The sequence below is a fragment of the Agromyces hippuratus genome, assembly GCF_013410355.1.
Taxonomy (GTDB): domain Bacteria; phylum Actinomycetota; class Actinomycetes; order Actinomycetales; family Microbacteriaceae; genus Agromyces; species Agromyces hippuratus.
This window is the reverse complement of record NZ_JACCFI010000001.1, coordinates 2346533-2370368: the sequence shown is the minus strand read 5'-3', so window position 1 is coordinate 2370368 and position 23836 is coordinate 2346533. Positions and strand designations below refer to the sequence as shown.

The 23836-nt window shown below is 70.3% G+C and carries 15 protein-coding genes; 5 read left to right on the top strand and 10 right to left on the bottom strand.

Translation table 11 applies throughout. The features are described 5' to 3' along the window. Nucleotides 1-140: 140 nt before the first annotated feature. Nucleotides 141-7883 carry a DUF5979 domain-containing protein gene (locus BJY17_RS11020; protein ID WP_179551385.1) on the top strand — a complete coding sequence of 2581 codons (7743 nt, stop codon included), beginning with the start codon at nucleotides 141-143 and terminating at the stop codon, nucleotides 7881-7883. A gap of 85 nt (nucleotides 7884-7968) precedes the next feature. Here the strand turns inward: BJY17_RS11020 and BJY17_RS11015 are convergent, their stop codons facing one another. Beyond that, the gene (locus BJY17_RS11015; protein ID WP_179551384.1) at nucleotides 7969-9837 is read right to left on the bottom strand and encodes an alkyl/aryl-sulfatase; all 1869 of its coding nucleotides are present in this window, start codon (nucleotides 9835-9837) and stop codon (nucleotides 7969-7971) included. 160 nt (nucleotides 9838-9997) lie between these two features. Further along, complete coding sequence (locus BJY17_RS11010; RefSeq protein WP_179551383.1) at nucleotides 9998-10219, bottom strand: Rv0909 family putative TA system antitoxin; 222 nt, start codon at nucleotides 10217-10219, stop codon at nucleotides 9998-10000. Nucleotides 10220-10363: 144 nt separating this feature from the next. On the opposite strand from BJY17_RS11010, the gene BJY17_RS11005 reads away from it, so the two are divergent. Beyond that, nucleotides 10364-11008, top strand: coding sequence for a GNAT family N-acetyltransferase (locus BJY17_RS11005; RefSeq protein ID WP_179551382.1), 645 nt, complete (start codon nucleotides 10364-10366; stop codon nucleotides 11006-11008). Here BJY17_RS11005 and BJY17_RS11000 read toward each other — a convergent pair. From BJY17_RS11000 to BJY17_RS10975, 6 genes are all read right to left on the bottom strand, one after another. Continuing rightward, nucleotides 11005-11745 carry a TSUP family transporter gene (locus BJY17_RS11000; RefSeq protein WP_179551381.1) on the bottom strand — a complete coding sequence of 247 codons (741 nt, stop codon included), beginning with the start codon at nucleotides 11743-11745 and terminating at the stop codon, nucleotides 11005-11007. The two genes, BJY17_RS11005 and BJY17_RS11000, sit on opposite strands and share 4 nt — an antisense overlap. A 62-nt stretch (nucleotides 11746-11807) precedes the next feature. Then, nucleotides 11808-13760 carry a carboxypeptidase regulatory-like domain-containing protein gene (locus BJY17_RS10995; protein WP_179551380.1) on the bottom strand — a complete coding sequence of 651 codons (1953 nt, stop codon included), beginning with the start codon at nucleotides 13758-13760 and terminating at the stop codon, nucleotides 11808-11810. Nucleotides 13761-13807: 47 nt separating this feature from the next. Next, on the bottom strand, nucleotides 13808-15280 hold the full coding sequence (locus BJY17_RS10990) for a sodium/solute symporter (RefSeq protein ID WP_179551379.1): 1473 nt from the start codon (nucleotides 15278-15280) through the stop codon (nucleotides 13808-13810). After that, nucleotides 15277-15681, bottom strand: coding sequence for a DUF485 domain-containing protein (locus BJY17_RS18955; RefSeq protein WP_179551378.1), 405 nt, complete (start codon nucleotides 15679-15681; stop codon nucleotides 15277-15279). Before BJY17_RS18955 ends, BJY17_RS10990 begins: the two co-directional genes overlap by 4 nt. 1 nt (nucleotide 15682) lies before the next feature. Then, nucleotides 15683-16429: a LytR/AlgR family response regulator transcription factor gene (locus BJY17_RS10980; protein ID WP_179551377.1), complete on the bottom strand. Its 747-nt coding sequence runs from the start codon at nucleotides 16427-16429 to the stop codon at nucleotides 15683-15685. Then, complete coding sequence (locus tag BJY17_RS10975; RefSeq protein WP_179551376.1) at nucleotides 16426-17637, bottom strand: sensor histidine kinase; 1212 nt, start codon at nucleotides 17635-17637, stop codon at nucleotides 16426-16428. Before BJY17_RS10975 ends, BJY17_RS10980 begins: the two co-directional genes overlap by 4 nt. Before the next feature lie 195 nt (nucleotides 17638-17832). Here BJY17_RS10975 and BJY17_RS10970 point away from each other — a divergent pair, with 195 nt between their 5' ends. Both BJY17_RS10970 and BJY17_RS10965 read left to right on the top strand, forming a co-directional pair. Beyond that, nucleotides 17833-18207: a DUF485 domain-containing protein gene (locus BJY17_RS10970; RefSeq protein WP_179551375.1), complete on the top strand. Its 375-nt coding sequence runs from the start codon at nucleotides 17833-17835 to the stop codon at nucleotides 18205-18207. Then, complete coding sequence (locus BJY17_RS10965; RefSeq protein ID WP_179551374.1) at nucleotides 18207-19820, top strand: solute symporter family protein; 1614 nt, start codon at nucleotides 18207-18209, stop codon at nucleotides 19818-19820. The genes BJY17_RS10970 and BJY17_RS10965 overlap by 1 nt, the downstream gene beginning before the upstream one ends. A gap of 157 nt (nucleotides 19821-19977) precedes the next feature. On the opposite strand, the gene BJY17_RS10960 is transcribed toward BJY17_RS10965, so the two are convergent. Further along, nucleotides 19978-20976: a TIGR00341 family protein gene (locus BJY17_RS10960; RefSeq protein ID WP_179551373.1), complete on the bottom strand. Its 999-nt coding sequence runs from the start codon at nucleotides 20974-20976 to the stop codon at nucleotides 19978-19980. A 71-nt stretch (nucleotides 20977-21047) separates the two neighbouring features. Continuing rightward, entirely contained in the window at nucleotides 21048-22448 is a 1401-nt protein-coding gene (lpdA, locus tag BJY17_RS10955) for a dihydrolipoyl dehydrogenase (RefSeq protein ID WP_179551372.1), read from the bottom strand. A gap of 245 nt (nucleotides 22449-22693) precedes the next feature. Between lpdA and BJY17_RS10950 the strand changes: the two genes are divergently transcribed. Further along, nucleotides 22694-23590, top strand: a complete 897-nt coding sequence (locus BJY17_RS10950) for a DMT family transporter (protein WP_246303974.1) — start codon at nucleotides 22694-22696, stop codon at nucleotides 23588-23590. Nucleotides 23591-23836: the final 246 nt, after the last annotated feature.

Below are 23836 nucleotides of genomic sequence, written 5' to 3'. Positions count from 1 at the left end.
CGACACGCGACACGCGACACGCGCTGACGCGCCGAACGCCGACGGCTGTCGGCGAGCCCTTTCCTCCCCCCGTACGTCCTCGATAGGGTCGAATCGGGTGTCCCTTCGACGGGCACCCGATACAGCCCAGGGGCGGTCGCATGGCCGAGGGCGAAGGGGAGAAGATGTCGATCATCCGTCGTACGCTCGCGGGCGTCGTGGCAGTCGTGTTCGCGATCGGGCTCACGACTCCGGCCGTGCTGCCGGCCGTCGCCGCACCGGATGACGCCGTCTTCCTCCTCACGAAGAGCGTCAACCCCGACACCTCGCCGTACGAGCCGGGCGAGCAGTTCAGCTACACGATCGAGCTGACCTGCAACAGCAACCTCGTCGACACGTGCGTCGGCGCGGAGCTCAACGACACGCTGCCGGCGCCCCTGATCTTCGATCCATCGGTGAGCCCCGCCGTCTCCGTGAGCGGTGGCGGCACGAGCACGGCGGCGGTCGGTCCATCGGACTTCACGGTCGACTTCACCACGCAGGGCGGTGCCGGCATCGGCCAGCCGGCCGGAACCAAGGCCTCGATCACGGTCTTCGTGCAGGTGCCCGATGACATCAGCGCCGACTACAACGGTGCGAGCATCACGAACACGGCTTCGGCGACCGGCACCAACGCGCTGTCGAAGGATGCCTCGGCGACGATCACGCTCGAGGTGCCCGAGGTGCTCGATTCGACCGTGCAGAAATCGGTCGACGACCACCAGCCCGACGGCGCGCCCGGCATCCCCGCGCTGCCCGGCCAGCCCGTCGACTACACGATCGGCGGCGGCAACGCCTCGAACCGCTCGGTCGACGAGATCGTCGTGCAGGACCCGGCAGATGGCGTCGCGAGCCCGTTCGACACCTACTTCGACTTCACCGGCATCACCTCGATCACTCCGCCGGCGGGCGCCGACCAGGTCTCGGTCGAGTGGCTCGATGCCGACGGCGTGTGGCATCAGGACTACTCGGGCGCGATTCCCGCCGACACCTCGGGTATCCCCGAGGTCGACCCGCTCTCCGACGTGAAGGGACTGCGCTTCACCTTCAGCTCGACGACCGGCCAGCTGCCGCCGACGCCCGCAGGCGAGGAGGCATCCATCGGCATCGGCGCCGAGACGAACGAGACTGTCGAGACCATTCCAAGGGACCAGGCGGTGGAGGTGCCCAACACCGCGTCGTCGAACATCGTCGTGCACGGCGACTCGAGCGTGCCGAAGACCGCCCCGGGTGATGCGGTGGTCTCGAACACCGGACCGTTCGTCGAGACGACGAAGTCGTTCGCGAATCCGAACCTGCTCGCCGGCCAGCAGACCACCGCGACGATCACGTCGACCAACGGGTTCCGCCCCGTCACCTCCATGGTCATCCAGGAGCCGACGCCGGGCTCGCCCGACCTCGGTGAGCAGGGCCTCGACTTCGACGGGTTCACCGACGGCGTCGTGTGGCCGCCGAACGCCACCGGGGCCTCGGTGACGTACGTCTACGACGACGGCACCGAGGAGACCCTCACGGCAGACGCCCCGAACACCCTGCCTGATCCGACGACGGAGGGCGTCGTCGGCTTCACGGTGACCTTCACCGGCCCGATCATCCAGAACGCCGCCGCGACGCTGCCGTTCACGGTGACGGCGCAGCCCGTCGACACCGAAGACGTCGTGAGCACCAACGACACGACGACGACCGTCACCGACGAGGTCGGGCTGTCGGGCACTGACGAGGACTCTGCCGACATCACGCGGCAGCCCGGCCGGGTCTCGACGACGATCGAGAAGAACATCGCGCGCGACGAGGTCTGGGCGGTGCCCGGCACGACGACCGACGTGAGCTTCCTCGCGAACGTGAACGACCAGCAGCCGAATCCCTCGACGATCGGTTCCGAGGTGCTGATCGTGAGCGACCCGGCCGACCCGCAACCCGGCGACCCGGTGACGCCGTTCTGGAACACGTTCGACGCCAGTCAGATCGTCGCGGGCGTGCCGGCGAACGCCGATCTGCAGGTGCAGTACTGGAACGGCGAGGAGTGGGTCGACCTGCCGGGCGGCCAGCTCGACGGCGAGGGCGACCTGGTCGTGACGATCCCAGCCGACCTGCAGGACGACATCGAGGGCATCCGCTTCGTGTACACCCCGAAGTCCGGCGAGCTGCTCCCGCCGGGATTCCAGGTCGCCCCGACGATCACGGTCGAGACGCGGGAGGACTTCCGCGACGGGTCGGGATCGGTGGCGGATGCCGCCGAGGCCGCCAACCCCCTGACCGTCGCCAACACCGCGGGCTCCGAGGTCGAGAACCCCAACGACACGAGCCCTGAAGACAACACCGCGACCGACGGAGATGAGATCGACCTGAAGCCGATCGACGGCGGCGGACCGGGGCCCGACCTCTTCGAGAAGCACTGGATCGTCGACCCCGCCGAACCGCTCTTCGCGTTCAGCGGCGACCGCCGCACGGCTCGCATCTCGTGGTCGACCGAAGGCCTCCCGTTCGACTCGGTGGTCATCACCGACGATCCGACCGCAGGCCCCGACTACAGCGACGCGACGATCGCGCAGTCGACCTTCGATGCGTGGAACCTCGTCGAAATCGCCGCGATCGACAGCGCCCTCGACCCGACCATGCAGTACGACCGAATCGCCGCCGTCGAGCTGTTCAACGGCGACACCGGCACATGGGACGACGTCACGGATGCCGCGTGCGGCGACGGTACCGCGTGCGACGGAGCGTTCCCCGGCTACACGCTGTCGGCCGACGAGGTCGCCTCCACGCGCGCCGTGCGCCTCACCTACGAAGAGGGATCCCACCGCGGCGACGGCACCGGCCCTGTCGAAGGGTCGGGCGTCGCACCGTCGTACGGGCACGACCGGGACCTCGACCTCGTCTTCGAGTTGCGCGACTTCACACGCAGCGACGGCGGGCCGGTGACCGGCGACCTGCACCCGGATGAGACCTACAACTCGGGCCAGGCGGGCGTCGTCAGGAACACCGCCCAGATCGTGGGTACCGGGGTGCAGCCGATCACCGAGACCGATGCCGACGAGATCACGATCCTCGACGCCGCAGTGAACGTCGAGGTGACGAAGGCGTTCGACCCGGCCGAGCTCCCCGTGCCGGCACCGGACACGCCGCAGGCGGACTATCCGCTGACGACCGCGACGATCACCGCGACGAATCAGACCGAGGCCGCCGTCGAGACCCTCGAGGTCAGCGACCCGGCTCCGGGCTCGGCCACCACGGCGTACGACTACCTCAACCTGTACTCCATCGACTCGATCACGGTGCCGGCGGATGCGACCTCGTCGACCGTGATCTTGACCCGCGAGGGCGGCGCCGATGACGCGCCGATCTCGATCGACGCGGCGCTCGCGCTCACGTCGGGCGACCTCGCCGACGTGATCGGCGTGACGGTTCGCCACACCGACCCCGGGGGCATCTCGATCCTCTCGACGTCGTCGAGCACAGTCCTACTCACCTTCCAGATGCGCCAGATGCATCGCAGCGCCGCGGTCCCGATCGTGGTCGGCGACCTGGCGACGAACGTCGCCGGCGCCGAGGTGACGCGACCGGGCGGGCTGCCGCTCGACGAAGCGGCCGGCACCTCGACGGCGACGCTCCCGTTCGTCACAGCGACCTACGGTGTGGCGGCGACGAAGGAGATCACGCCGGAGTCGCGGTATGAGAACGAACCGCGTGACGGTTACACGGTCGCGCTCACCGGCCAGCCGACCGGCAACGTGCGCACGACCGTGCTCACGATCACCGACGACGAGCCCACGTTCTGGAACGCCTTCGAGTTCGCCTCGTTCCCGACTGCGACGCTCCCGCCGAACCTGCACCAGCTGCAGGTCTCGGCACTCGTCGGAGTCGAGTGGACGATCCAGCCGGTGACGAATCGGCTCGTCTACACCTGCGGCGGTTCGGCGGATCTGACCGCCTGCTGGGTGCCCGGCGACTGGCAGGACGCAGCGGCCGATGGCACCGTGCTGCCGGTGCTGCCCGACGGCGTGGACGCGGCAGACGTTCGCGGCTTGCGGTTCGCGGTGCGCGTCGACGACGACCTGTCGAACTGGGAGAACCCGGTGAACCCCATCGTGCCGATCTCGTTCACGGCCGATCGCCTCGAATTCCTGCATTACGGGCCGGCTGGCGAAGTCGACTCCGTGCCGGTTCCCTCGACCCAGCCGGGTCAGCCGCTGGCGCCGGGTGAAGAAGTCCACGGTCGGACGACCGACATCGTCGACGTGCACGGCGTCGGCGCCTGGGACGAGGAGGGCGGCACGACCTGGGAGGCGGACGACGTCGCCTCCGACTTCACGCAACTGCTGCACCTGCAGAACGCCATCAAGGTCGAGAAGACCCCGGGCAACGGCTCGGATGGCGCAGCCTCGCAGCAGTTCCCGCCCACCGGCGCGATCCCGTACCGCATGACCGTCACCAACACCGGTGACTGGCCGATGACCGGGCTCGAGCTCACCGACCAGGTCGCGACGGACGCCAGCGGGTCATTGCTCGTGCCGCAGCCCGGCGCCGACCCGGTGTTCGGGTTCACGCTGACGGCCGGCGACGGCACCGTGCTCGACGCGAGCGGTTTCTCGGGCGAGCTCGACACCGCCACCGGGGTCGTGACGATCGCGGTTCCCGACGGGTTCGTCTTCGAACCGGGCGACGTGCTGGTGATCTCGGCCGCCCTGCAGTTCCGGCCCGGCCTCGCACCGGGGACCCCCGTCGGCAACACGATCTCCGCGACGAGCGACCGCACCTTCGACACGTGCGAATCGACGGCATTCGCCCAGCCGGTACCCGCGACGCAGGTCGTCGACGACTGCGCGTCGAATACGACGGTCAACCCGTCAGCGGCGGCCCCGATCGCGCTGCAGAAGGGCGTGCGAGGCGTCGGCGCCGGAATCCCCGGTGCAGCGCCGGGCGACGCGAACTACGACGATCTCGGGGTGCTCAACACGACCGACCCGGACTCGGCCGACGCATGCGCCCAGCCGAACGCCCTGATCCCCGGCTTCTACCTCAGCAACTGCGTTCCGATCACCCGCCCCGGCGGCATCGAGCGGTGGGCCATCGCCTTCACGAACCTCGGCAACGTCCCCGTGGAGTCGATCGGCGGCATCGACGTGCTGCCGGCGATCGGCGACACCGGCGTGACCATCGGCACGAACCGCGGCTCCGAATGGTCGCCGGTCTTCCTCGGCAACGTCACCATCCTCGACCCCACCATCTCGTTCAGGAGCTACTACCTGACGACGGTTCCCGCGACCGCCTGCAACGCGTCGGACATCGAGTTCAGCACCCGCACGACGTCGATGCCGACCGATGACCCGTGTTACGGCGATGTGAGCACGCGCGACTGGATCGAGTTCACCGACGCCACGCCGGCGGCCGAGCTCGCCCAGGCCAGGGCGATCAAGGTCGTCGTCACTTGGCCCGACGGGCGGGGTCTCTCGCCGCGGGCGTCCGGTGGGCTCACCTTCGACACGCAGACCCCGTACTCGAACCCCGCCGCGGTGGACGGCGGACTGCCCATCGCGTGGAACGCGGTCGCGGCCGGTTCACGTGCCGAGTTCGATGCCGAGGAGATCTACCAGGGTCCGGTCGAGCCGGTGCGTTCGGGCGTGGCCGTGCCGACCGGTGACATCGCACTCGAGAAGGAGGTCGTCGTCCCCGATGACTGGCCTGCCGAGTGGCCGCTGCCCGCCTCCTACGACTTCGACGTGCAGTGCGTTTCGGGGGGTGAACCGGTCTCGCTCGTCGACGGCGACGGAAGCCCTTCGTCTCCGGTGACCGTGCCGGCCGATGGTACCGAGGTCGTCTTCGGCGAGGGCACGAACCTGCCGATGTACTCCGAGTGCACCGTGCAGGAGATCGCGGCACAGGGCTCGACGGTCACGTACGACCCAGCCGGTGCCGACGGCCGCTCGGGCGAGGTGACGGCGCGCCGAGACCTGACGTCCCGGCCCGACATCCATCACCCGGCGCCTGACGGCTCGGAGCTGGAGCGGGTGACCGTCACGAACACCTACGAGCTCGGCGGGTTCACCGTCAGCAAGGCCGTCGACAACGGCGGCGCCGAGAACCAGAGCGGCGACGACATCGTCTACGACACCGTCTACCGGTTCAACGCGAGCTGCGTGTTCGATGGCGAGACGGTGTTCGACGTCGACTTCGAGCTGACGGCCGGCGAGTCGCTGCCGTTCGAGCCGCTGCCGGTGGGTTCGGTCTGCACGGTCGAGGAGACCGATCAGGCCGGTGCCGACACGTCGATCGTCGTCACGCAGGACGGCGTGGAGGACGACCGCGGCGACGTCACGAGTGCGGAGTTCACCGTGCTGCCCGACGACGAGACCGGCCAGTCGGTCACCCTCGTCGCCGTGACGAACAGCTACTCCGTCGGTTCGGTCGAGATCGTGAAGTCGGTGACCGGCACCGGTGCCGACGCATGGGGCGGCAGCTTCGGCGACTTCGAGGTGCGGCTCGTCTGCACGCTCCCGGCCGCGGACCCCGATACGGTCTACGACGGCACGCACACCCTGACGAAGGATGCCCCGGGCGACGTGTGGCTCGTCGAGAACCTGCCCACCGGGGCGGAGTGCGACGTCACCGAGATCGACGACGGCGGTGCCACCGCGTCGTCGGTGACGCCCGAGACGCCGATCATCGTGGGCGATGCCTCGGCCGAGGACCCTGTGCGGGTCGACATCGACAACGAGTTCCGCACCGGGGCGGTCGACGTGCTGAAGTCGATGTCCGGCCCCGGAGCAGGTGACTTCTCCGAGGGCGAGTACGTCTTCGAGGTCGTCTGCACCTACGAGGACACGACCGTGGTCGACGAGGAGCTCGTCGTGGTGAGCGACGGCGGCGACGGGCCGTTCCGGAGTCGGACGATCACCGGCATCCCAGTGGGAGCGGAGTGCGTCGTCACCGAGACGGATGCGGGCCACGCGGATGACCCGGCGGCGCCGGTGACCGTCACGATCGCCGACCAGGCCGAGGCGGGCGTCGAGACCGTGGTCACCGCCGGGTTCGTCAACGAGTTCTCGCTCGGCACCGTCGAGCTCACCAAGGAGGCCGACGGTGAGGCAGCCGACGCAGAGTACGTCGCCGACGCGGTGTTCACGGTGCAGCTGACGTGTCAGGTGGAGGTCGACGGAGAGCTCGTCACGCTCTACGACGGAGCGATCGAGATCGCTGCGGGGGAGACGATCGAGGTCGTCGACGCGAACGGCGACCCGGTGCACCTGCCGGGTGGCACGCACTGCTTCGCCACCGAGACGGATGCGGGCGGCGCATCGAGCGCGACGGTCGACTTCGACTCGTACGAGAACGCGGCGATCGTCGAGGCATCCGACACGGCGCAGTTGTTGACGATCACGGCGACGAACACCTTCGACAACGGCGGCATCGAGCTCGAGAAGACGGTGAGCGGTGCGGTCGACCAGGCCGCGGGCAAGTCCTTCACGATCGCACTCACCTGCGTGCTCGATCGCGGTGCGAACGACCCGTACTTCGCGCTCGACGCCGAGTCGGTGACGATCACGGCTGGCGAGACGAAGCGATTCGACGAGCTGCCGGTCGGCGCCGAGTGCTGGGCCGAAGAGGTCGACGCAGGCGGCGCGGTGGAGGTCGCCGTGAGCGCGACCGAGGCGAACCCGGTGGTCGTCGGCGACGACGAGATCGTGACCATCACGGTCGACAACCGCTTCGCCCCGCCGCTGCCCGCGACGGGCTTCGACGGCGACGCGCTCGCCGCACGCCTGACCTGGGCGCTGCTCCTGACGGGCGGCGGGCTGGCGCTCGTCGCGTTCGTGGTCGTGCGCCGTCGGCGGAGCCGGGCCGAGCTGAGGCTGGGCACCCGCTGAGGCACGGCACTCTCTGAAGCGGAGGAACGAAGAACGCCCGGCCGGGATGTCCCGGCCGGGCGTTGCTCGTGGAGCGTCGCGCGTACTACGGCGTGACGATGGCGAATGCCTCGTCGCCCGGGTCGATGACCCCGAGCAGCCGCTCGAGCACCGAGGCGTCGCCCTCGGTCGCGACGCCGGCTGACGTCGAGTCGCCGCCGAGGAGCGCCAGGAGTCGGCCCTTCGTGAGGCTGAGCGTGAGCTCGACGTCTCCGGCGCCGTTCTCGAGGTAGATCAGCACGCCGTTGCGAAGCGTGATCCGGAAGCGGCGGTCGAGGTCGGTGAGCACGATCGCGAACGCGAGGTCGAGGTCCCACGCCTTCGGGCCGTCGACCTTGATCGCGATCGCGTCGAGCATCTGCTCGGGCGTCAGCTGGGCGAGCATCGACGGGGCCGCGGTCTTCGTCGGCGTGCCGAAGTTGCCGACGCGCAGCTCGGTCGCACCCGAGAGGAAGAAGTTGCGCCACGTGCCGTTCTCGGAGCCGTACGCCAGCTGTTCGAGCGTGTCGGCGTACAGGGCCCGAGCCGCCTCGTGGCGCTCGTCGACGAACACGGCGTGGTCGAGCAGCGTCGCCGCCCAGCGGAAGTCGCCGGAGTCGTAGGCGGCCTGTGCGAGCTCGACGACGCGGTCGATGCCGCCCATCGCGTCGACGTAGCGGGTGGCGATCGCGCCCGGCGGGTGCGGCCAGAGGCGTGCCGGGTTGCCGTCGAACCAGCCGAGGTAGCGCTGCACGATGGCCTTGACGTTGTGGCTCACCGAACCGTAGTAGCCGCGCGTGCTCCACGCCTGATCGAGTGCCGGCGGCATCTCGAACATCTCCGCGGCCTCGGCTGCGGTGTACCCGCGGTTGACGAGGCGGAGCGTCTGGTCGTGCAGGTAGGCGTAGAGGTCGCGCTGCACCGAGAGGAACTCGACGATGTTCTCGCGGCCCCAGGTCGGCCAGTGGTGCGAGGCGAAGACGGCGTCGGTGCGATCGGCGTATCGCGTGATGGCCTCGGTGAGGTACTGCGACCAGACGTGCGGGTCGCGCACGACGGCACCGCGGAGCGTGAGCAGGTTGTGCAGGTTGTGCGTCGCGTTCTCGGCCATGCAGAGTGCGCGGTAGCGCGGGAAGTAGAAGTGCATCTCCGACGGCGCTTCGGTGCCGGGAGCCATCTGGAACTCGATCTCGACGCCGTCGACGGTGTGCGTCTCGCCCGTGGTCGTGATCTCGAGCGTCGGCACGATCATGCCGACGGCTCCGGTCGACGTCGTCTGGCCGAGGCCGGCGCCCACAGCACCCTGCGGCCCGCGCTCGAGCGCGGCGCCGTACATGTAGCCCGCGCGCCGCGCCATCGCCGTGCCGGCGTAGACGTTCTCGGCGACCGCGTGCTCGACGAAGCCCTCGGGGGCGATGACCTGCACCGCGCCGGCATCGACCTCGGCCTGCGAGGTCACGCCGAAGACACCGCCGAAGTGGTCGACGTGCGAGTGCGTGTGGATGATGGCCACGACCTTGCGGTCGCCTCGGTTCGCGCGGTACAGCGCGATGGCGGCGGCCGCGGTCTCAGTCGAGATGAGCGGGTCGATCACGATGATGCCCGTGTCGCCTTCGACGATCGTCATGTTCGAGAGGTCGATGCCGCGCAGCTGGTAGATGCCCTCGACGACCTCGTAGAGGCCCTGGCGCGCGACGAGCTGCGACTGCCGCCACAGGCTCGGGTGCACCGTCGCGGGCGCCTCGCCCTCGAGGAACGCGTAGCTGTCGTTGTCCCACACGACATCGCCGGCGTCGTTTCGCACCACACCGGGCTCGAGGGCCGCGATGAAGCCGCGATCGGCATCGTCGAAGTCGCGTGTGTCGTCGAACGGCAGCTGCGCGAGTGCCGCCGCCTGTTGTGCCCGGATGGTGTCCGTGGCCGGCTTGTGATCCATTGAGTGAAGTTCCCCCTTCGTGGGCGTGATCGCCACTTCCATCGTGGCAACCCGGCTGCCGGGTCGCAAGCGAGCGCGCCCCTGGCGCGTCGCCGAGCCGGGCGGGGACGACGAAGGGGGCGGATGTCCGTGACATCCGCCCCCTATCGAATCCGGTCGACTACTTCTCGGTGCCGACGGCCCCGTCGATGTTCTCGCGAACACCATCGATCTTGTCGTGGTGCTCTTCGGGGACGACCTTCTTCGCGGCCTCCGTGACCCCGTCGAGCAGCTTGTCGCTGATGTCCTCCGCCTGCTCGCTGTCGAGCGCCTCGGCGATCTTGTCCTTGTTCTCCTCGATGAAGTCTTGCGCCTTCTTCGTGATGTCGTCCAGAGAACCCATGGCCCCCCACCCTTCGTTCGTCGTGGTCGTGCTCCCGTCATCGTAGGGGTGCTGCCGGTCGAGGGGAAGGCCTGCGAAACGAGACGATCCGTCTCGTCGCTGATCGGCCACGTGCGCGCTACCGGCGCGTGGCACACTCGAACCGTGACTGCGCAGCGCCCCGCCGCCGACGAGCTCGTCGGCCGATTCATCCGCCTCAACCCGTTCGAGGTCGCCGACATCCCCGAGCTGTACCGAGCGCTCTGCCGGCCCCAGGTCTTCGCGGGAGGCTACGGCGGCGGTCCCGCCGGGCTGCCCGCGGATGCCGACGCCTACGACGCGTTCGCGCGCGATTACTACTCGGCCGGCGAGACGGCGATGCCGTGGACCGTTCGCCTGTGCGGCGGCTCCGGCGATGGGCGCGTGGTCGGCGCCACGAAGCTCGCCGACTTCGACCTGCCGAACGAGTCGGCGCACATCGGCTGGACGGCCTACGACCCCGGCGTCTGGGGCAGCGCGGTGAACCCCGAGGCGAAGCTGCTGCTGCTCGACCTCGCGTTCCGCAGCGGGTTCGGCCGCGTGAAGATCCAGGCCGACGCGAACAACGCGCGTTCGCGCGCTGCGATCGAGCGGATCGGGGCGCAGCTCGACGGCGTGCTGCGCCGCCACAAGCGCCGGGCCGACGGCAGCTGGCGCGACAGCGCCGTGTACTCGGTCATCATCGACGAGTGGCCCGAGGTGCGCGCCGGTCTCGAAGCGCGACTCGCCGAGTACGGCGAGCAGCCGGTCGAGGTGCGCGAGCGCAGCTAGCCCCAGAGCTGCAACGCGCCGTCGATCATCGCGGCCACGCCGCCGGCGTACGCGATCACGATCACGGCGAGACGCGCCACATGATGGGGGATGCGGCGGTGCAGGAGCTCGCCGAGGCCGAGGCCGACGAGCAGCGCGCCGATGACGAGCGGCCAGGCGCCCGGCTCGAGCTCGGGCAGCGCCCACCCGGTCGCCCCGAGCTTGCCGACGAGCGAGGCAGCCCCGATCACGACGAAGTAGGGCTGGGCCGTGGCGGCGAAACCCGCCTGCGGCCAGCGCGTCGCGACCGCGTAGACGCTGAGGGCCGGTCCGCCGACGCCGGCCGACGCGTTCATGAACCCGGATGCCGCGCCGGCCACGATCGCCGGAAACGGACCCGTCGCGACGTGGTCGGTGCGGGTGACGGCGAGCGACACGGTGAGCGCCACGACCACGAGCACGCCGACACCGAGCTGGAGCACCGGCCCCGGCAGGCGTGCCGCGACGAGCGCGCCGACGGCGGTGCCGACGAGCGCCGGCACGACGAGCCATCCGAATCGCTGCCAATCGATGTGTCGCCAGACCCTCGGCAGGATGAGGAGCGAGGAGAGCACCGCGCAGAGGTTCACGAGCACGACGCCGTCGAACGGGCCGAGCAGGATCACGAGCGCGGGTGCGGCGATGAGCGCGAAGCCCATGCCCGTGATGCGCTGGGCCAGTGCGCCGACGAGCACGGAGACGGCGACGGGCAGGAGCACCGGGCGAGTCTACCCGGGCGGCTCCGTCGGCTCTCGGCGGGGCTCGCGGCGGGGCTCGCGGCTCAGCGCATCGAGCGGCGGCGCACTCGGGTCGTCGCGATCGCCGAGGCTCCGACGACGAGCGTGCCGAGTGCGATCCACGCGGCGGCACCGAAGGCGGGGTCCACGCCGGTGGCCGGCAGTGTGCCGGTGGGCGTCGAGCCGCCCGCCGGCGGCGTGCTGGGCGGTGTGGTCGGGGTCGGTGCATCCGCGAGCAGCACGAAGTCCTGGTCGCTGAACGCCTCGCCGGCCTCGGTGATGGTGACGGTGAGCGTCGTGGGCCCGACCACGGTGTACCCGGCCGGAACCGTCAGCGTCATCGTGTACTCGCCGGGCGGCAGGGCGTCTGCCGCGTAGGTGCCGTCGGGGCCGCTCGAGATCGGCGTCGACCCGTCAGGGCCGGTGATCGTGATGGTCGCGCCGGGGAACGGCGTGCCGTCGTCGGCGGCGACGGCACCCTCGATGCTGCCGGTCTTCGCGATGGCGAAGTCGACACCGGTCACGTCGTCTACCGCCACCGACTCGCTTCGCGTCGCGGGCCCCACCGCGATGGAGCCGTCGGGCGTCGTCATCTCGATCGTGTAGTCGCCCGTCGGCAGGAGCGGGAAGCGGTAGCCTCCGTCGGCGCCGGTCACGGTGGAGCGGGTGCCGCCCGGGCCGGTCGCGGTGATCGTGACGCCGGGCACACCGGCACCCGCAGCGGTGACCGTGCCCGAGAGCATCGGGTTCGCCGCGACGACGAAGTCCACATCGGTGATCGGCGTCTCGACGCCGTCGGGGATGGTGAACGGCGGCGGGCTCGTCGTGACGGTGTAGCCGTCGGGCGTCGTGATCGTCGCCGTGTGCGTGCCCACCGGCACGGTGTCGAAGAGGTAGTCGCCGTTCGTGTCGGTCGTCGTGGTGATGCCGTCGATCGTCACCACGACCCCGGGCATCGGATTGCCGTCGGAGTCGGAGACGTTGCCCGAGACCGCGACCGGCACGATGTCGCGGATCGTGAAGTCGACCACGGCGTCGGCGGTCGACAGGTCGGCGGGCTTGCGAGAGGCGTCGACGGCGATCTTTCCCGTCGACAGCACCGCCTCGACGGTGTACCCGTCGGTCGCGAAGAAGCCGGGGAAGCCGTAGAGGCCGCCGCCGGCAGTGGTCGTGGTGCCGACGATCGTGCCGCTGGCGTCGACGAGGTTGAGGGCGACTCCGTCGACCGGGTCGGTGCCGGCGTCGGTGACGGTGCCCGTGATGTCACGCGCCAGTGAGGCGAACCAGGTCTGGTAGACCGGCAGCCCCGATCGCCGGGCGAACACGAACGTGAGCGAGGAGATCGGCACCGAGGGCTCGAACCAGGCCGATGCCCCGCTCGTGTCGGCGGCGGCCGCGTTGCCCGTGAGCGTGAGCGTCGTGGGATTCCAGCTCGGCACGTCGGCCGCGTCGCCCGCGCACGAGGGCTTGCCGACGACGCCCGGAGCGCAGTAGTTGAACCCGCCCCGGAACCCGAGTTCGTCGGCTGTGAGCGCCGCACCGTCCGCCCCGACCGCCGAGATGCGCACCTGGTCGGCGTCGATGTCGCCGAGCACGAACGTCCAGTTCGTCGACGGGGTCGGGGTCGGGAACGAGTACGTCGTCGTCGAGGCGCCCGCAGGCGTGTCGGCCTTCGGGCGGAGGTTCAGGTAGGGCTGGTTCTGGCTCGAGCCGTACTTCGCGCCGACCGGAGTGCCCTGTGCGAGCCAAGCGGATGCTCCGGAGATGACGCCGACCTGCCCGGCCCGGGAGTCGCTCGCGACCGAGGCGGCGAGCGCGGGCTGCCCTGCGAGCGTCATCGTGGTCTGGAAGGCACCGCCGGCGCCGGTGAGCGGCGCCCAGGCCGCCCAGCTCGCGGTCGTCGCGGCCGACGCCGGTGCGATCGCGACCGTCGTCACGACGGCTGCGGCGATGAGGCCGGCGAGACCGGCGATGAGCATGCGATTCCCCCGAAGCATGGCGCACAGCCTATTCGACCGACCCGGGCCGCGCACCCCCCGGTCGGTCAGCGCACGCGCCGCTCTGGAACGTGCAGTCGGGTGAGGAACGCGTCGGTGCCGCGCGGGATGCCGCGGTGATCGCCGCGCGAGACGAGCACGGTCACGAGCACGGCGAGCGGCACGGTCCATGCGGCGGGCTGCTCGAGGAACGGGCGCAGCGCGGGCACCGCAGCCGTGAACAGCGGGCCGCCGAGGATGGCCGCCCCCGAGAGCAGCGCGCCAGTGAGCATGCCCGCGATCGCCCCTCGCGCGGTGAGCCCGCGCCACCAGATGCCGAGGATCAGCATGGGGCAGAGCGTCGACGCCGTGAACGCGAAGACGAGTCCGACGCTGCCGGCGAGACCGGCCGACTCCGTCGAGAGCGCCACGATGAGCGGGACGAGCGACGAGACCACGGCCGCGATGCGGAAGCCGCGCACGCTGCCGCCGAGCAGGTCCTGGCTGATCACGCCCGCGAGTGAGACGACGAGCCCCGACGAGGTCGAGAGGAAGGCGCCGAACGCACCCGCGATGACGAGGGCCGTGAGCAGTTCGCCCCAGAGTCCCGGCACGAGTCGGCCGGGCAGCAGCAGGATGAGCGCGTCGGCCTCGCCCGGCGCCGCGAGGTCGGGAGCGAAGGCCCGCCCGAGCAGCCCGAACGCGGTCGGGAAGAGGTAGAACACCGAGAGCAGGGCGAGCACGATGACGGTCGTGCGGCGGGCGGCGACGCCGTCGGGGTTCGTGTAGAAGCGCACGAGCACGTGCGGCAGCCCGAGGGTGCCGAGGAGCAGCGCCACCATGAGCGAGACCGTGCGGTAGACGTCGAGGTCGCCCGGGCCGGCGGCCGGAGGGAACGCCTCAGCGGGCGTGAGCCGGGCGGGCGGCTCGCCGCCGCCGACGATGAGGAGCAGCGCCACCACGGGAACCGCCAGCGCGGTGAGCTTCAGCCAGAACTGGAACGCCTGCACGAAGGTGATCGAGCGCATGCCGCCCGCCGCGACGATGACCGCGACGAGCACGGCGACCGCGACGGAGCCGACCCACGAGGGCAGTCCCGTCGTGATGCGCACGGTGAGGGCGGCGCCCTGCAATTGCGGCACGATGTAGAACCAGCCGATGACGATGACGAGCGTCGAGGTCACGCGCCGGGCCGTCGTCGACTCGAGGCGTGCCTCGGTGAAGTCGGGGATCGTGTACGCCCCGGAGCGGCGGAGCGGCGCCGCCACGAAGAGCAGGAGCATGAGGTACCCGGCCGTGTAGCCGATCGGGAACCACAGCCCGCCGGCGCCCTGCAGCAGGATGAGTCCGGCGATGCCGAGGAACGAGGCCGCCGAGAGGTATTCGCCGCCGATGGCGGAGGCGTTCCACCACGGCCGCACGGTGCGCGAGGCGACGTAGAAGTCGCTCGTCGTGCGCGAGACCCGCAGCCCGTAGAAGCCGATCAGGGCCGAGGTGAGGGCGACGGCGGCGATCGCGGCGTAGCCGATGACGGGGTTCACTCCGCCTCCGTGAGCGAGCGGTAGCGCGACTCGTTCCGCGAGGCGGCGCGCACGTAGAGCCCGGCGACCGTCAGGGTCAACGGGTAGATGCCCACGCCGAGCAGCAGCCACGACGCCGGCACGCCGAACACGAAGCTCGAGTCGAGGTCGGGCACGAGCGCGATGGCGAGCACGAAGAGCGCGGTGGCCACCGCGAAGCCGATGGCGAAGACGACCGCGAGTCGCAACTGCGAGCGGATGAGCGACCGCACGTAGACGCCGGCGATGTCGCTCGTCGGCCCGGCGCCGTGCGGCGGCGACGGGCGAGCGGATGCCCCGCCCCCGCCCGGTCGCGGGGCGGTGACGCGAACCCGGGGCGGCGGCCCCGCGGCATCCGCTCGCCCGCTCGACGACTCGGTCACGCTACGTCCTCGGGCGGATGATCGTCTGGTCGAGCCGGTCCCGGAGCGCCGGCAGCAGCCGCCGGCTCACGGGCAGCTCGGCCTGGCCGACCGTGACGCTCGGGTGGTCGGAGCCCAGCCGGATGCGGCTGAGGTGCGCGAGCGACACGAGGTACGAGCGGTGCACCCGCACGAAGCCCGATTCGGCCCACTGCCGCTCGAGGTCGCTGAGCGGCACCCGCACGAGGTAGCTCGCCTCTTCGGTGTGCAGCCGGGCGTAATCGCCCTGCGCCTGCACGTACCGCACGTCGTCGCGGCGGATCATGCGGGTGGTGCCGCCGAGCGTGACGGCGATCATCTCGGGCTCGGTCGTCGCCCCGGCCGCGGTCTGGCTGGCCGCCCCGGCCTTCAGCGCCTCGACGATGCGGCCGACCGAGCGATGCAGCCGCTCGGTGCGCACGGGCTTCAGCAGGTAGTCGACCGCGGCGAGGTCGAACGCCTCGAGCGCTCCCTCTTCATCGGCGGTGACGAAGACGAGCACGGGGCGGTGCTCGAACCTGGCGAGCGCCCGGGCCAGGTCGAACCCCGTGAGCCCGGGCATGTGGATGTCGAGGAACGCGGCGTCGACCGGTTCGCGCGTCAGCAGGCGGATCGCCTCCGACCCCGACGATGCCTGGTGGATCACGCCGATGCGCGGATCCTGCCCGAGCAGGTAGGCGAGCTCGTCGATGGCGGGCTGCTCGTCGTCGGCGATGAGCACGGAGATCATGGCTCAAGTCTCCCATCGGGGGTTCCGGCCGACGAGGGGCGTCGCGGCCCCGACTTCGGCACCCGCATGCGCACGAGCGTGCCGGCGCCGACGTTGGTCTCCACCACGAGTCCGAGCTCGTCGCCGTAGACCTGCCGGAGGCGCGCGTCGACGTTGCGGAGCCCCACGTGCTCGGCGTCGGCCGGGCCGCCCGCGAGCACCGCGGCGAGCACCTCGGGGTCGATGCCGACGCCGTCGTCCTCCACGCTGATCTCGGCGAACGCGCCGGAGTCGGCGGCCGTGATCGTGATGCGCCCGCCGCCCTCCTTCGACTCGAGGCCGTGCCGCACGGCGTTCTCGACGAGCGGCTGGATCGAGAGGAACGGCACCACCGTCGAGAGCACCTCGGGGGCGATCTGCAACGTGACCTTCAGGCGCTCGCCGAAGCGCGCCCGCTCGAGGCGCAGGTAGCTGTCGATGGAGCGCAGCTCCTCGGCGACGGTCGTGAAGTCGCCGTGCCTGCGGAACGAGTACCGGGTGAAGTCGGCGAACTCGAGCACGAGCTCGCGCGCCTGCGCCGGGTCGGTGTTGATGAACGAGGCGATCGCGTTCAGCGAGTTGTAGATGAAATGCGGGCTGATCTGCGCGCGCAGTGCCCGCACCTCGGCCTCCGCCAATGCGGCGCGCGACGCGTCGAGCTCGCCGAGCTCGACCTGCGCGGCCACCCAGTCGGCGACCTCGCCGGTCGCACGCACGAGGCCGGCTCGAACGGGGGAGGCGAAGGCGACGATCGCGCCGAGCGCGCCGGTGCCGCCGAGGATCGGGGCCACGACCGCATCCGTCTCCCACGCGCCGATCGGGATGCGGCGCTGCACCTGCTGCCGTCCACCGGCGATCGCCGTGGCGGCGAGCCGCTCGGCGACGGCGCGCACGGCCTCGTCGCCGTCGATCGCGATGGTGCCCGAGCGATCGACGATTGCGAGGCTGTCGCAGCCGAGCAGCGCCCTGAGGTGCTTGCCCGCCCGCGCCGCGTCGAGTTCGTCGATGCCGCCGCGCAGGTGCTTCGCCGCCTGCGAGGCGAGGTGCAGCGTCTGGTAGGTCGCCTGCTCGGCGTCGGTGCCGAGTTCCTTCGACGTCAGCACGATGCGCCGCAGGAACACGACGAGTCCGACCGCGAGTGCTCCGCCGGCCACGCCGAGGGCGGCGGCGAGCAGCATCGACTCGGACATGCACGACAGCGTAACCGCTCTCGCCCGGCCGCTCGCTCGTCGTCGCGCATCCGCCGTTCGTCGCACCGTGAACGCCGTTCGGCGACGACGAACGGTACCGACCCCACGCCGATGCGCGAGCGCGCGAGAGTTGCCCCACTGCATCCTGCAGGCGGCCGGGCCCCCCGCCCGCCACGACCCCGAAGGAGACTCGCCATGGGCAACGATGCCCTGAGCGCGGAGACCGAGACGGCCCCACCCGTCGACTATCCCGCGGTGCAACAATCCGAAGAGTTCCAGCGACTGCGTTCGAAGCACCGGAGGTTCGTCTTCCCCGTGCTGGCCGCATGCCTCGTCTGGTACCTCGCCTACGTGCTGCTCGCCGGCTACGCGCACGACTTCATGTCGACGCCCGTGTTCGGCAGCGTCAACGTCGCGATCCTGCTCGGTCTCGCGCAGGTCGTGACGACCTTCGCCGTGACCACCTGGTACGTGCACTACGCCAACAAGGAGCTCGACCCCATCGCCGAGGAGATCCGCGATGAGATCGAGACGGGCGCGACGTTCACCGCAGAGGAGGCGACCCGCTGATGCTGCACTTCGAAGCCGCGAGCACCTCGCCCGGCGAGCCCTGGCTGAACATCGCCATCTTCGGCGCCTTCGTCGCGATCACGATGATCATCGTGTTCCGTGCGAGCCGCAACAACAAGACCGCCGCCGACTACTACGCCGCCGGCCGCTCGTTCACGGGCGGTCAGAACGGCTCGGCGATCGCCGGTGACTACCTCTCGGCGGCGTCGTTCCTCGGCATCGTCGGCGCGATCGCGATCACGGGCTACGACGGGTTCCTCTACTCGATCGGGTTCCTCGTGGCGTGGCTCGTCGCACTGCTGCTCGTGGCCGAGCTGCTCCGCAACACGGGCAAGTTCACGATGGCCGACGTGCTCTCGTTCCGACTGAAGCAGAAGCCGGTGCGCATCGCCGCGGCGACCACGACGCTCGTCGTCTGCTTCTTCTACCTGCTCGCCCAGATGGCCGGAGCCGGCGGTCTCGTCTCGCTGCTCCTCGGCGTCGGCGATCAGCTCGGCCAGGCGCTCGTCATCACCGTGGTCGGCGCGCTCATGATCCTCTACGTGCTCATCGGCGGCATGAAGGGCACGACCTGGGTGCAGATCATCAAGGCGATCCTGCTCATCGCGGGCGCCGGCGTGATGACCGTCTGGGTGCTCGCGATCAACGGCTTCAACTTCTCGACCCTGCTCGACAACGCGGTCGCCGCGACGGGCAACCCCGAGATCCTGAACCCGGGCCTCAAGTACGGCGTCTCCGAGATCGCGAAGGTCGACTTCCTCTCGCTCGGCCTCGCGCTCGTGCTCGGCACCGCGGCCCTGCCGCACGTGCTCATGCGCTTCTACACGGTGCCCACCGCGAAGGAGGCCCGCAAGTCGGTCGTCTGGGCGATCTGGCTGATCGGCATCTTCTACGTGTTCACCCTCGTGCTCGGCTACGGCGCAGCGGCCCTCGTCGGCGCCGACGTCATCGCGGCGGCACCCGGCGGCCCGAACTCCGCAGCACCGCTGCTCGCGTTCGAGCTCGGCGGGCCGCTGCTCCTCGGCCTCATCTCGGCGATCGCGTTCGCGACGATCCTCGCGGTGGTCGCGGGTCTCACGATCACGGCGGCGGCCTCCTTCGCCCACGACATCTACGCGAGCGTCGTGAAGAAGGGCAAGCCGGCGCCGGGCGCCGAGGTCAAGGTCGCCCGTCGCACCGTCGTCATCATCGGCATCGTGGCGATCATCGGCGGCATCGGGGCCAACGGCCAGAACGTGGCGTTCCTCGTGGCGCTCGCGTTCGCGGTCGCGGCATCCGCGAACCTGCCGACGATCGTCTACTCGCTGTTCTGGAAGCGCTTCACCACGCAGGGCGCCCTCTGGAGCATGTACGGCGGCCTCGCGTCGGCGATCATCCTCATCATCTTCTCGCCGGTCGTCTCGGGTTCCGAGACGTCGATGCTGAAGACCGAGTCGATCGATTTCGCGATCTTCCCGCTCTCGAACCCCGGCATCGTCTCGATCCCGCTGGCCTTCTTCCTGGGCTGGCTCGGCACGGTGCTCGACAAGAAGAAGGAGGACCCCGCGAAGCAGTCCGAGATGGAGGTGCGCTCGCTCACCGGCGTCGGAGCCGAGAAGGCGACGCAGCACTGAGAACCTCCCGGCGGCGAGAAGTCCCACTCGTCGCCGGGAACCAACTTCGACGCGGCGGGAATGCCTGCCCGTGCCGCGTCGTCGAGTGAAGAGGCGGATGCCGCAGCAGCACGCTGCGGCATCCGCCCTCGTCGTTCGTGCCGGGGGTGAAGCCTGCTCAGCGCACCTCGACCTGGCTGCCCGACTTCACGTCGAGGCTCACCGAGACGTACGACGGCAGCTTGCCGGCGAGATCGTCGCGGTACTCCTCGAGCGGCGGCAGGTCACCGCCGGGGCTCTCGACGCCGACCGTGGCCTGCAGCCCGTTCCAGCTGACGCCCGTGATCGAGGCGCCCTTCGTGCCGTCGAGCCAGTCGTTCGTGACGGAGTGCAGGGTCACGGTCCACGAGGCGACGAACGCGATGATGAGCGAGTTCACGACGAGCGGGATCGCGACCACCGCGGTGAGCACGCCGACGATCGTGTAGGCGCGTCGCCGGTTCGCGCCCTCGACGGCCTCGGGGTCGCGCGGATAGCCGGCGAGGGTGAAGACGAGCGATCCCGCGATGATGAGGGCCACGACGTTCGAGAGGAACAGCATCGAGGCGCCGAAGGCCGCGTCGAACTGGCCCTGACCGAGGCTCACGCCGACCACGCCGAGCGGCGGCACGAGCGAGATCGAGATCGCGACGCCGGGCAGGATGTTGCTGAGGTCGCGCCGGCACATCGCGAACGCCCCGGCGAGTCCCGTCGCGAACGCGGCGAGCAGGTCCATGAGGGTCGGCGCGGTGCGGCTCGTCACCTGCGGGTTCGTCGTGAGCTGCTGGGGGTCGGGCAGCGTGTACGAGAGCAGCATGCCGAGCACGACGACGGCCACCATGCCGCCGACGAGCCAGAGCACCGAGCGGCCGACGAGCGAAGCCCGACCGGTCACGATGCCCGCGGCGATGCCGAGGATCGGCGTCGAGAGCGGGGCGATGATCATGGCCCCGATGACGGTGGCGGTGGAGTCCCCGATGATGCCCGCGATCGCGATGATCGCCGAGAGCAGGAGCATGATCACGAAGCCCGTGCGCTTGGCGCGCACGTCGCCGTGGTCGAGGTCGAGCTGGTCGAGCAGCTCCACCGCCGGGTTGCGCCGGTTCGCCGGAATGAGCAGGCCTGCCACTGACGACATGCGCTGATGATCTCAGTCGAACCGAGCGGATGCCGCGGCGCAACGCCGGAACGCGGCGCCGCGGCATCCGATCACATGTTGATCATGTGCCCCGCGAGGCCGTGGAACGTCTCCTGCAGCGCCTCCGACAGCGTGGGGTGGGTGTGCACGTTGCGGGCGAGCTCGAGTGCGCCGAGGTCCCACTTCTGGGCGAGCGTCAGCTCGGGCAGCAGCTCCGAGACGTCGGGGCCGACCATGTGGCCGCCGAGCAGTTCGAGATGCTTCGCGTCGGCGACGAGCTTCACGAAGCCGATGGGTTCGCCGAGCCCGTTCGCCTTGCCGTTGGCGCTGAACGGGAACTTCGAGACGACCACGTCGTAGCCCTCGTCGCGGGCCTGCTGCTCGGTCAGCCCGAAGCTCGCGACCTGCGGCGAGCAGAAGGTCGCGCGCGGCATCATGCGGTAGTCGCCGAGTTCCATGGTCTCGGCGTCGCCGATCGTCTCGGCCGCCACGACGCCCTGCGCCTCGGCGACGTGGGCGAGCATGAGCTTCGCGGTGACGTCGCCGATGGCGTAGATGTGCGGCACGTTCGTGCGCATGCGCTCGTCGATGCCGATCGCGCCGCGCTCGGTGAGGGCGACACCGGCGGTCTCGAGGCCGAAGCCCTCGACGTTCGGCGCGAAGCCCACGGCCATGAGCACCTTGTCGACCTCGAGCGTGCCCGGCTGCCCGTCGGCCGCGGTGTACGAGACGGTGACGGAGGACCCGTTGTCGACGACCGACCCGACCTTCGTCGAGGTGAGGATCGGCACGCCGAGGTTGCGGTACTGGCGGGTGATCTCCTTGGAGACCTCGACGTCTTCATTCGGCAGCGCTCGGTCGAGGAACTCGATGACCGTGACCTCGACGCCGTAGTTCTTCAGCACGTAGGCGAACTCCATGCCGATCGCACCGGCGCCGACGATCGCGATCGAGCTCGGCAGCTCGCGAGCGAGGATCTGCGACTCGTAGGTCACGACGTTCTGCGAGAGCTGCACGCCCGGCAGCAGGCGCACGCGCGAACCGGTCGCGATGATCGCGTTCGCGAACGTGAGCTGCTCGGTCGTGCCGTCGGTCTTCGCGACGTCGATCGCGTTCGGGCCGGTGAACGAGCCACGGCCGTCGAACTCGGTGATGCCGTTCTTCTTCATGAGGAAGTGCACGCCCTTGACGTGCTTCTCCGACACCTGGCGGCTGCGGTCGAACGCGACGCCGAAGTCGAAGTGCACGTCGCCCGAGATGCCGAACGTCGCGGCCTGGTCGTGGAAGATGTGGGCGAGCTCGGCGTTGCGCAGCAACGCCTTCGACGGGATGCACCCGACGTTGAGGCACACTCCGCCCCAGTACCTCTCCTCGATCACGGCGACGCTGAGGCCGAGTTGGGCAGCGCGTACCGCGGCGACGTAGCCGCCGGGACCTGCGCCGAGGACGACGACATCGAAATGGCTGGTCATGGCTTCCAGACTATGGTCGCGGCGGTGCCGCCGCACCGGGGAATCGGAGGCGGCCGGGCCGCAGCGGATGCCGCGACTGCCGAGCATCGGCGGATTCCGGACATGCACCCCGGCACCCGTGTCGGGCGGTCGGCGGCCGGGCGTACGCTCGACCGGTGAGCACCAGCACCGCACCGAACGCCGTCGCCGCGGCATCCGCGCCCTCGCAGCCGAACCGGCTGTCGACGTGGCTGCAGTTCCTCGGCATGGGCGTCGTCTGGGGCGCCAGCTTCCTCTTCATGAAGGTCGCCCTCGAGGGCGTCGGGTTCACGCAGGTCGCGTGGTCGCGGCTCGTGCTCGGCGGCCTCACGCTCGGGGTCATCGTGCTCGTCATGCGGCCGCGCGTCACGTCGCCGGCCGGGGAGCGCGGGCCGGTGCTGCCGCGGCAGCCCATCGTCTGGCTGCACTTCACGGTCATCGCGATCAGCGGATGCGTCGTGCCCCACATGCTCTTCGCGTGGGCCGAACTGCACGTCTCGTCGAGCCTCGCGTCGATCTACAACGCCGTGACCCCCATCACGACGGCGCTCATGGCCACCCTCGCGTTCCGCGTCGAGAAGCTCGCCGCCGCGCAGTGGGCGGGGGTGCTCGTCGGCATCGCGGGCGTCGTCGTGATCATCGGGCCATGGCAGTACGCCGCGCTCACCGGCAGCCTGCTCGGTCAGCTCGCCTGCCTCGGCGCGGCCGTCTGCTACGGCTTCACGTTCGGCTACACCCGCAAGTTCCTGAGCACGCGGCCGATCGCGCCGGCGACGTTCGCGTTCCTCAACATCGGCATCGCGGGCGCGATCATGCTCGTGCTGACCCCCGTGATCGCCTGGCAGCCGGTCGAGCTCGACCTCGCGATCGTGGGCTCGCTCCTCGCGCTCGGCGTGCTCGGCACGGGCCTCGCCTACATCTGGAACATCAACGTGCTGCGTGCCTGGGGTCCGACGAACGCGTCGACGGTCACCTACGTCACGCCCGTGGTCGGCGTCGCGCTCGGGGTGCTGCTGCTCGGCGAGCGCTTCTCGTGGCACGAGCCGATCGGCGCCGTGCTCGTGCTCCTCGGCATCCTGCTCGCGCAGGGCCGCCTGCGCCTGCCGCGCCGCGCCGCCGCCTGACCCGCGCACGCCGCCCGCCCGCGCACGCTGCCCGCCCGGCGCGCGCCTCCACTGTTGCGGCGGCGCCTCGGACCACTCCTATCGCACGGGACACCCGACATCACGGGTCCGGTACGACACGAGTGGTCCCGACCGCAACGGAACTCGGGGGTTGACAGTCGCGCGCGCACATGGTTGGTTAGTTACACAAGTAATGAACCAACCAAGGTTCAGCGCAGCAGAAACACGGCAGACAGTTGGGCGGGT

What these genes read in the sequence shown, in the direction of transcription:
- BJY17_RS10970 (WP_179551375.1), top strand. Translation starts at nt 17,833, where the DNA reads ATGGGCAACGATGCCCTGAGCGCGGAGACCGAGACGGCCCCACCCGTC.
- BJY17_RS11015 (WP_179551384.1), bottom strand. Translation starts at nt 9,837, where the DNA reads ATGGATCACAAGCCGGCCACGGACACCATCCGGGCACAACAGGCGGCG.
- BJY17_RS10950 (WP_246303974.1), top strand. Translation starts at nt 22,694, where the DNA reads ATGGGCGTCGTCTGGGGCGCCAGCTTCCTCTTCATGAAGGTCGCCCTC.
- BJY17_RS11010 (WP_179551383.1), bottom strand. Translation starts at nt 10,219, where the DNA reads ATGGGTTCTCTGGACGACATCACGAAGAAGGCGCAAGACTTCATCGAG.
- BJY17_RS10975 (WP_179551376.1), bottom strand. Translation starts at nt 17,637, where the DNA reads ATGTCCGAGTCGATGCTGCTCGCCGCCGCCCTCGGCGTGGCCGGCGGA.
- lpdA (WP_179551372.1), bottom strand. Translation starts at nt 22,448, where the DNA reads ATGACCAGCCATTTCGATGTCGTCGTCCTCGGCGCAGGTCCCGGCGGC.
- BJY17_RS10965 (WP_179551374.1), top strand. Translation starts at nt 18,207, where the DNA reads ATGCTGCACTTCGAAGCCGCGAGCACCTCGCCCGGCGAGCCCTGGCTG.
- BJY17_RS10995 (WP_179551380.1), bottom strand. Translation starts at nt 13,760, where the DNA reads ATGCTTCGGGGGAATCGCATGCTCATCGCCGGTCTCGCCGGCCTCATC.
- BJY17_RS10980 (WP_179551377.1), bottom strand. Translation starts at nt 16,429, where the DNA reads ATGATCTCCGTGCTCATCGCCGACGACGAGCAGCCCGCCATCGACGAG.
- BJY17_RS10960 (WP_179551373.1), bottom strand. Translation starts at nt 20,976, where the DNA reads ATGTCGTCAGTGGCAGGCCTGCTCATTCCGGCGAACCGGCGCAACCCG.
- BJY17_RS11020 (WP_179551385.1), top strand. Translation starts at nt 141, where the DNA reads ATGGCCGAGGGCGAAGGGGAGAAGATGTCGATCATCCGTCGTACGCTC.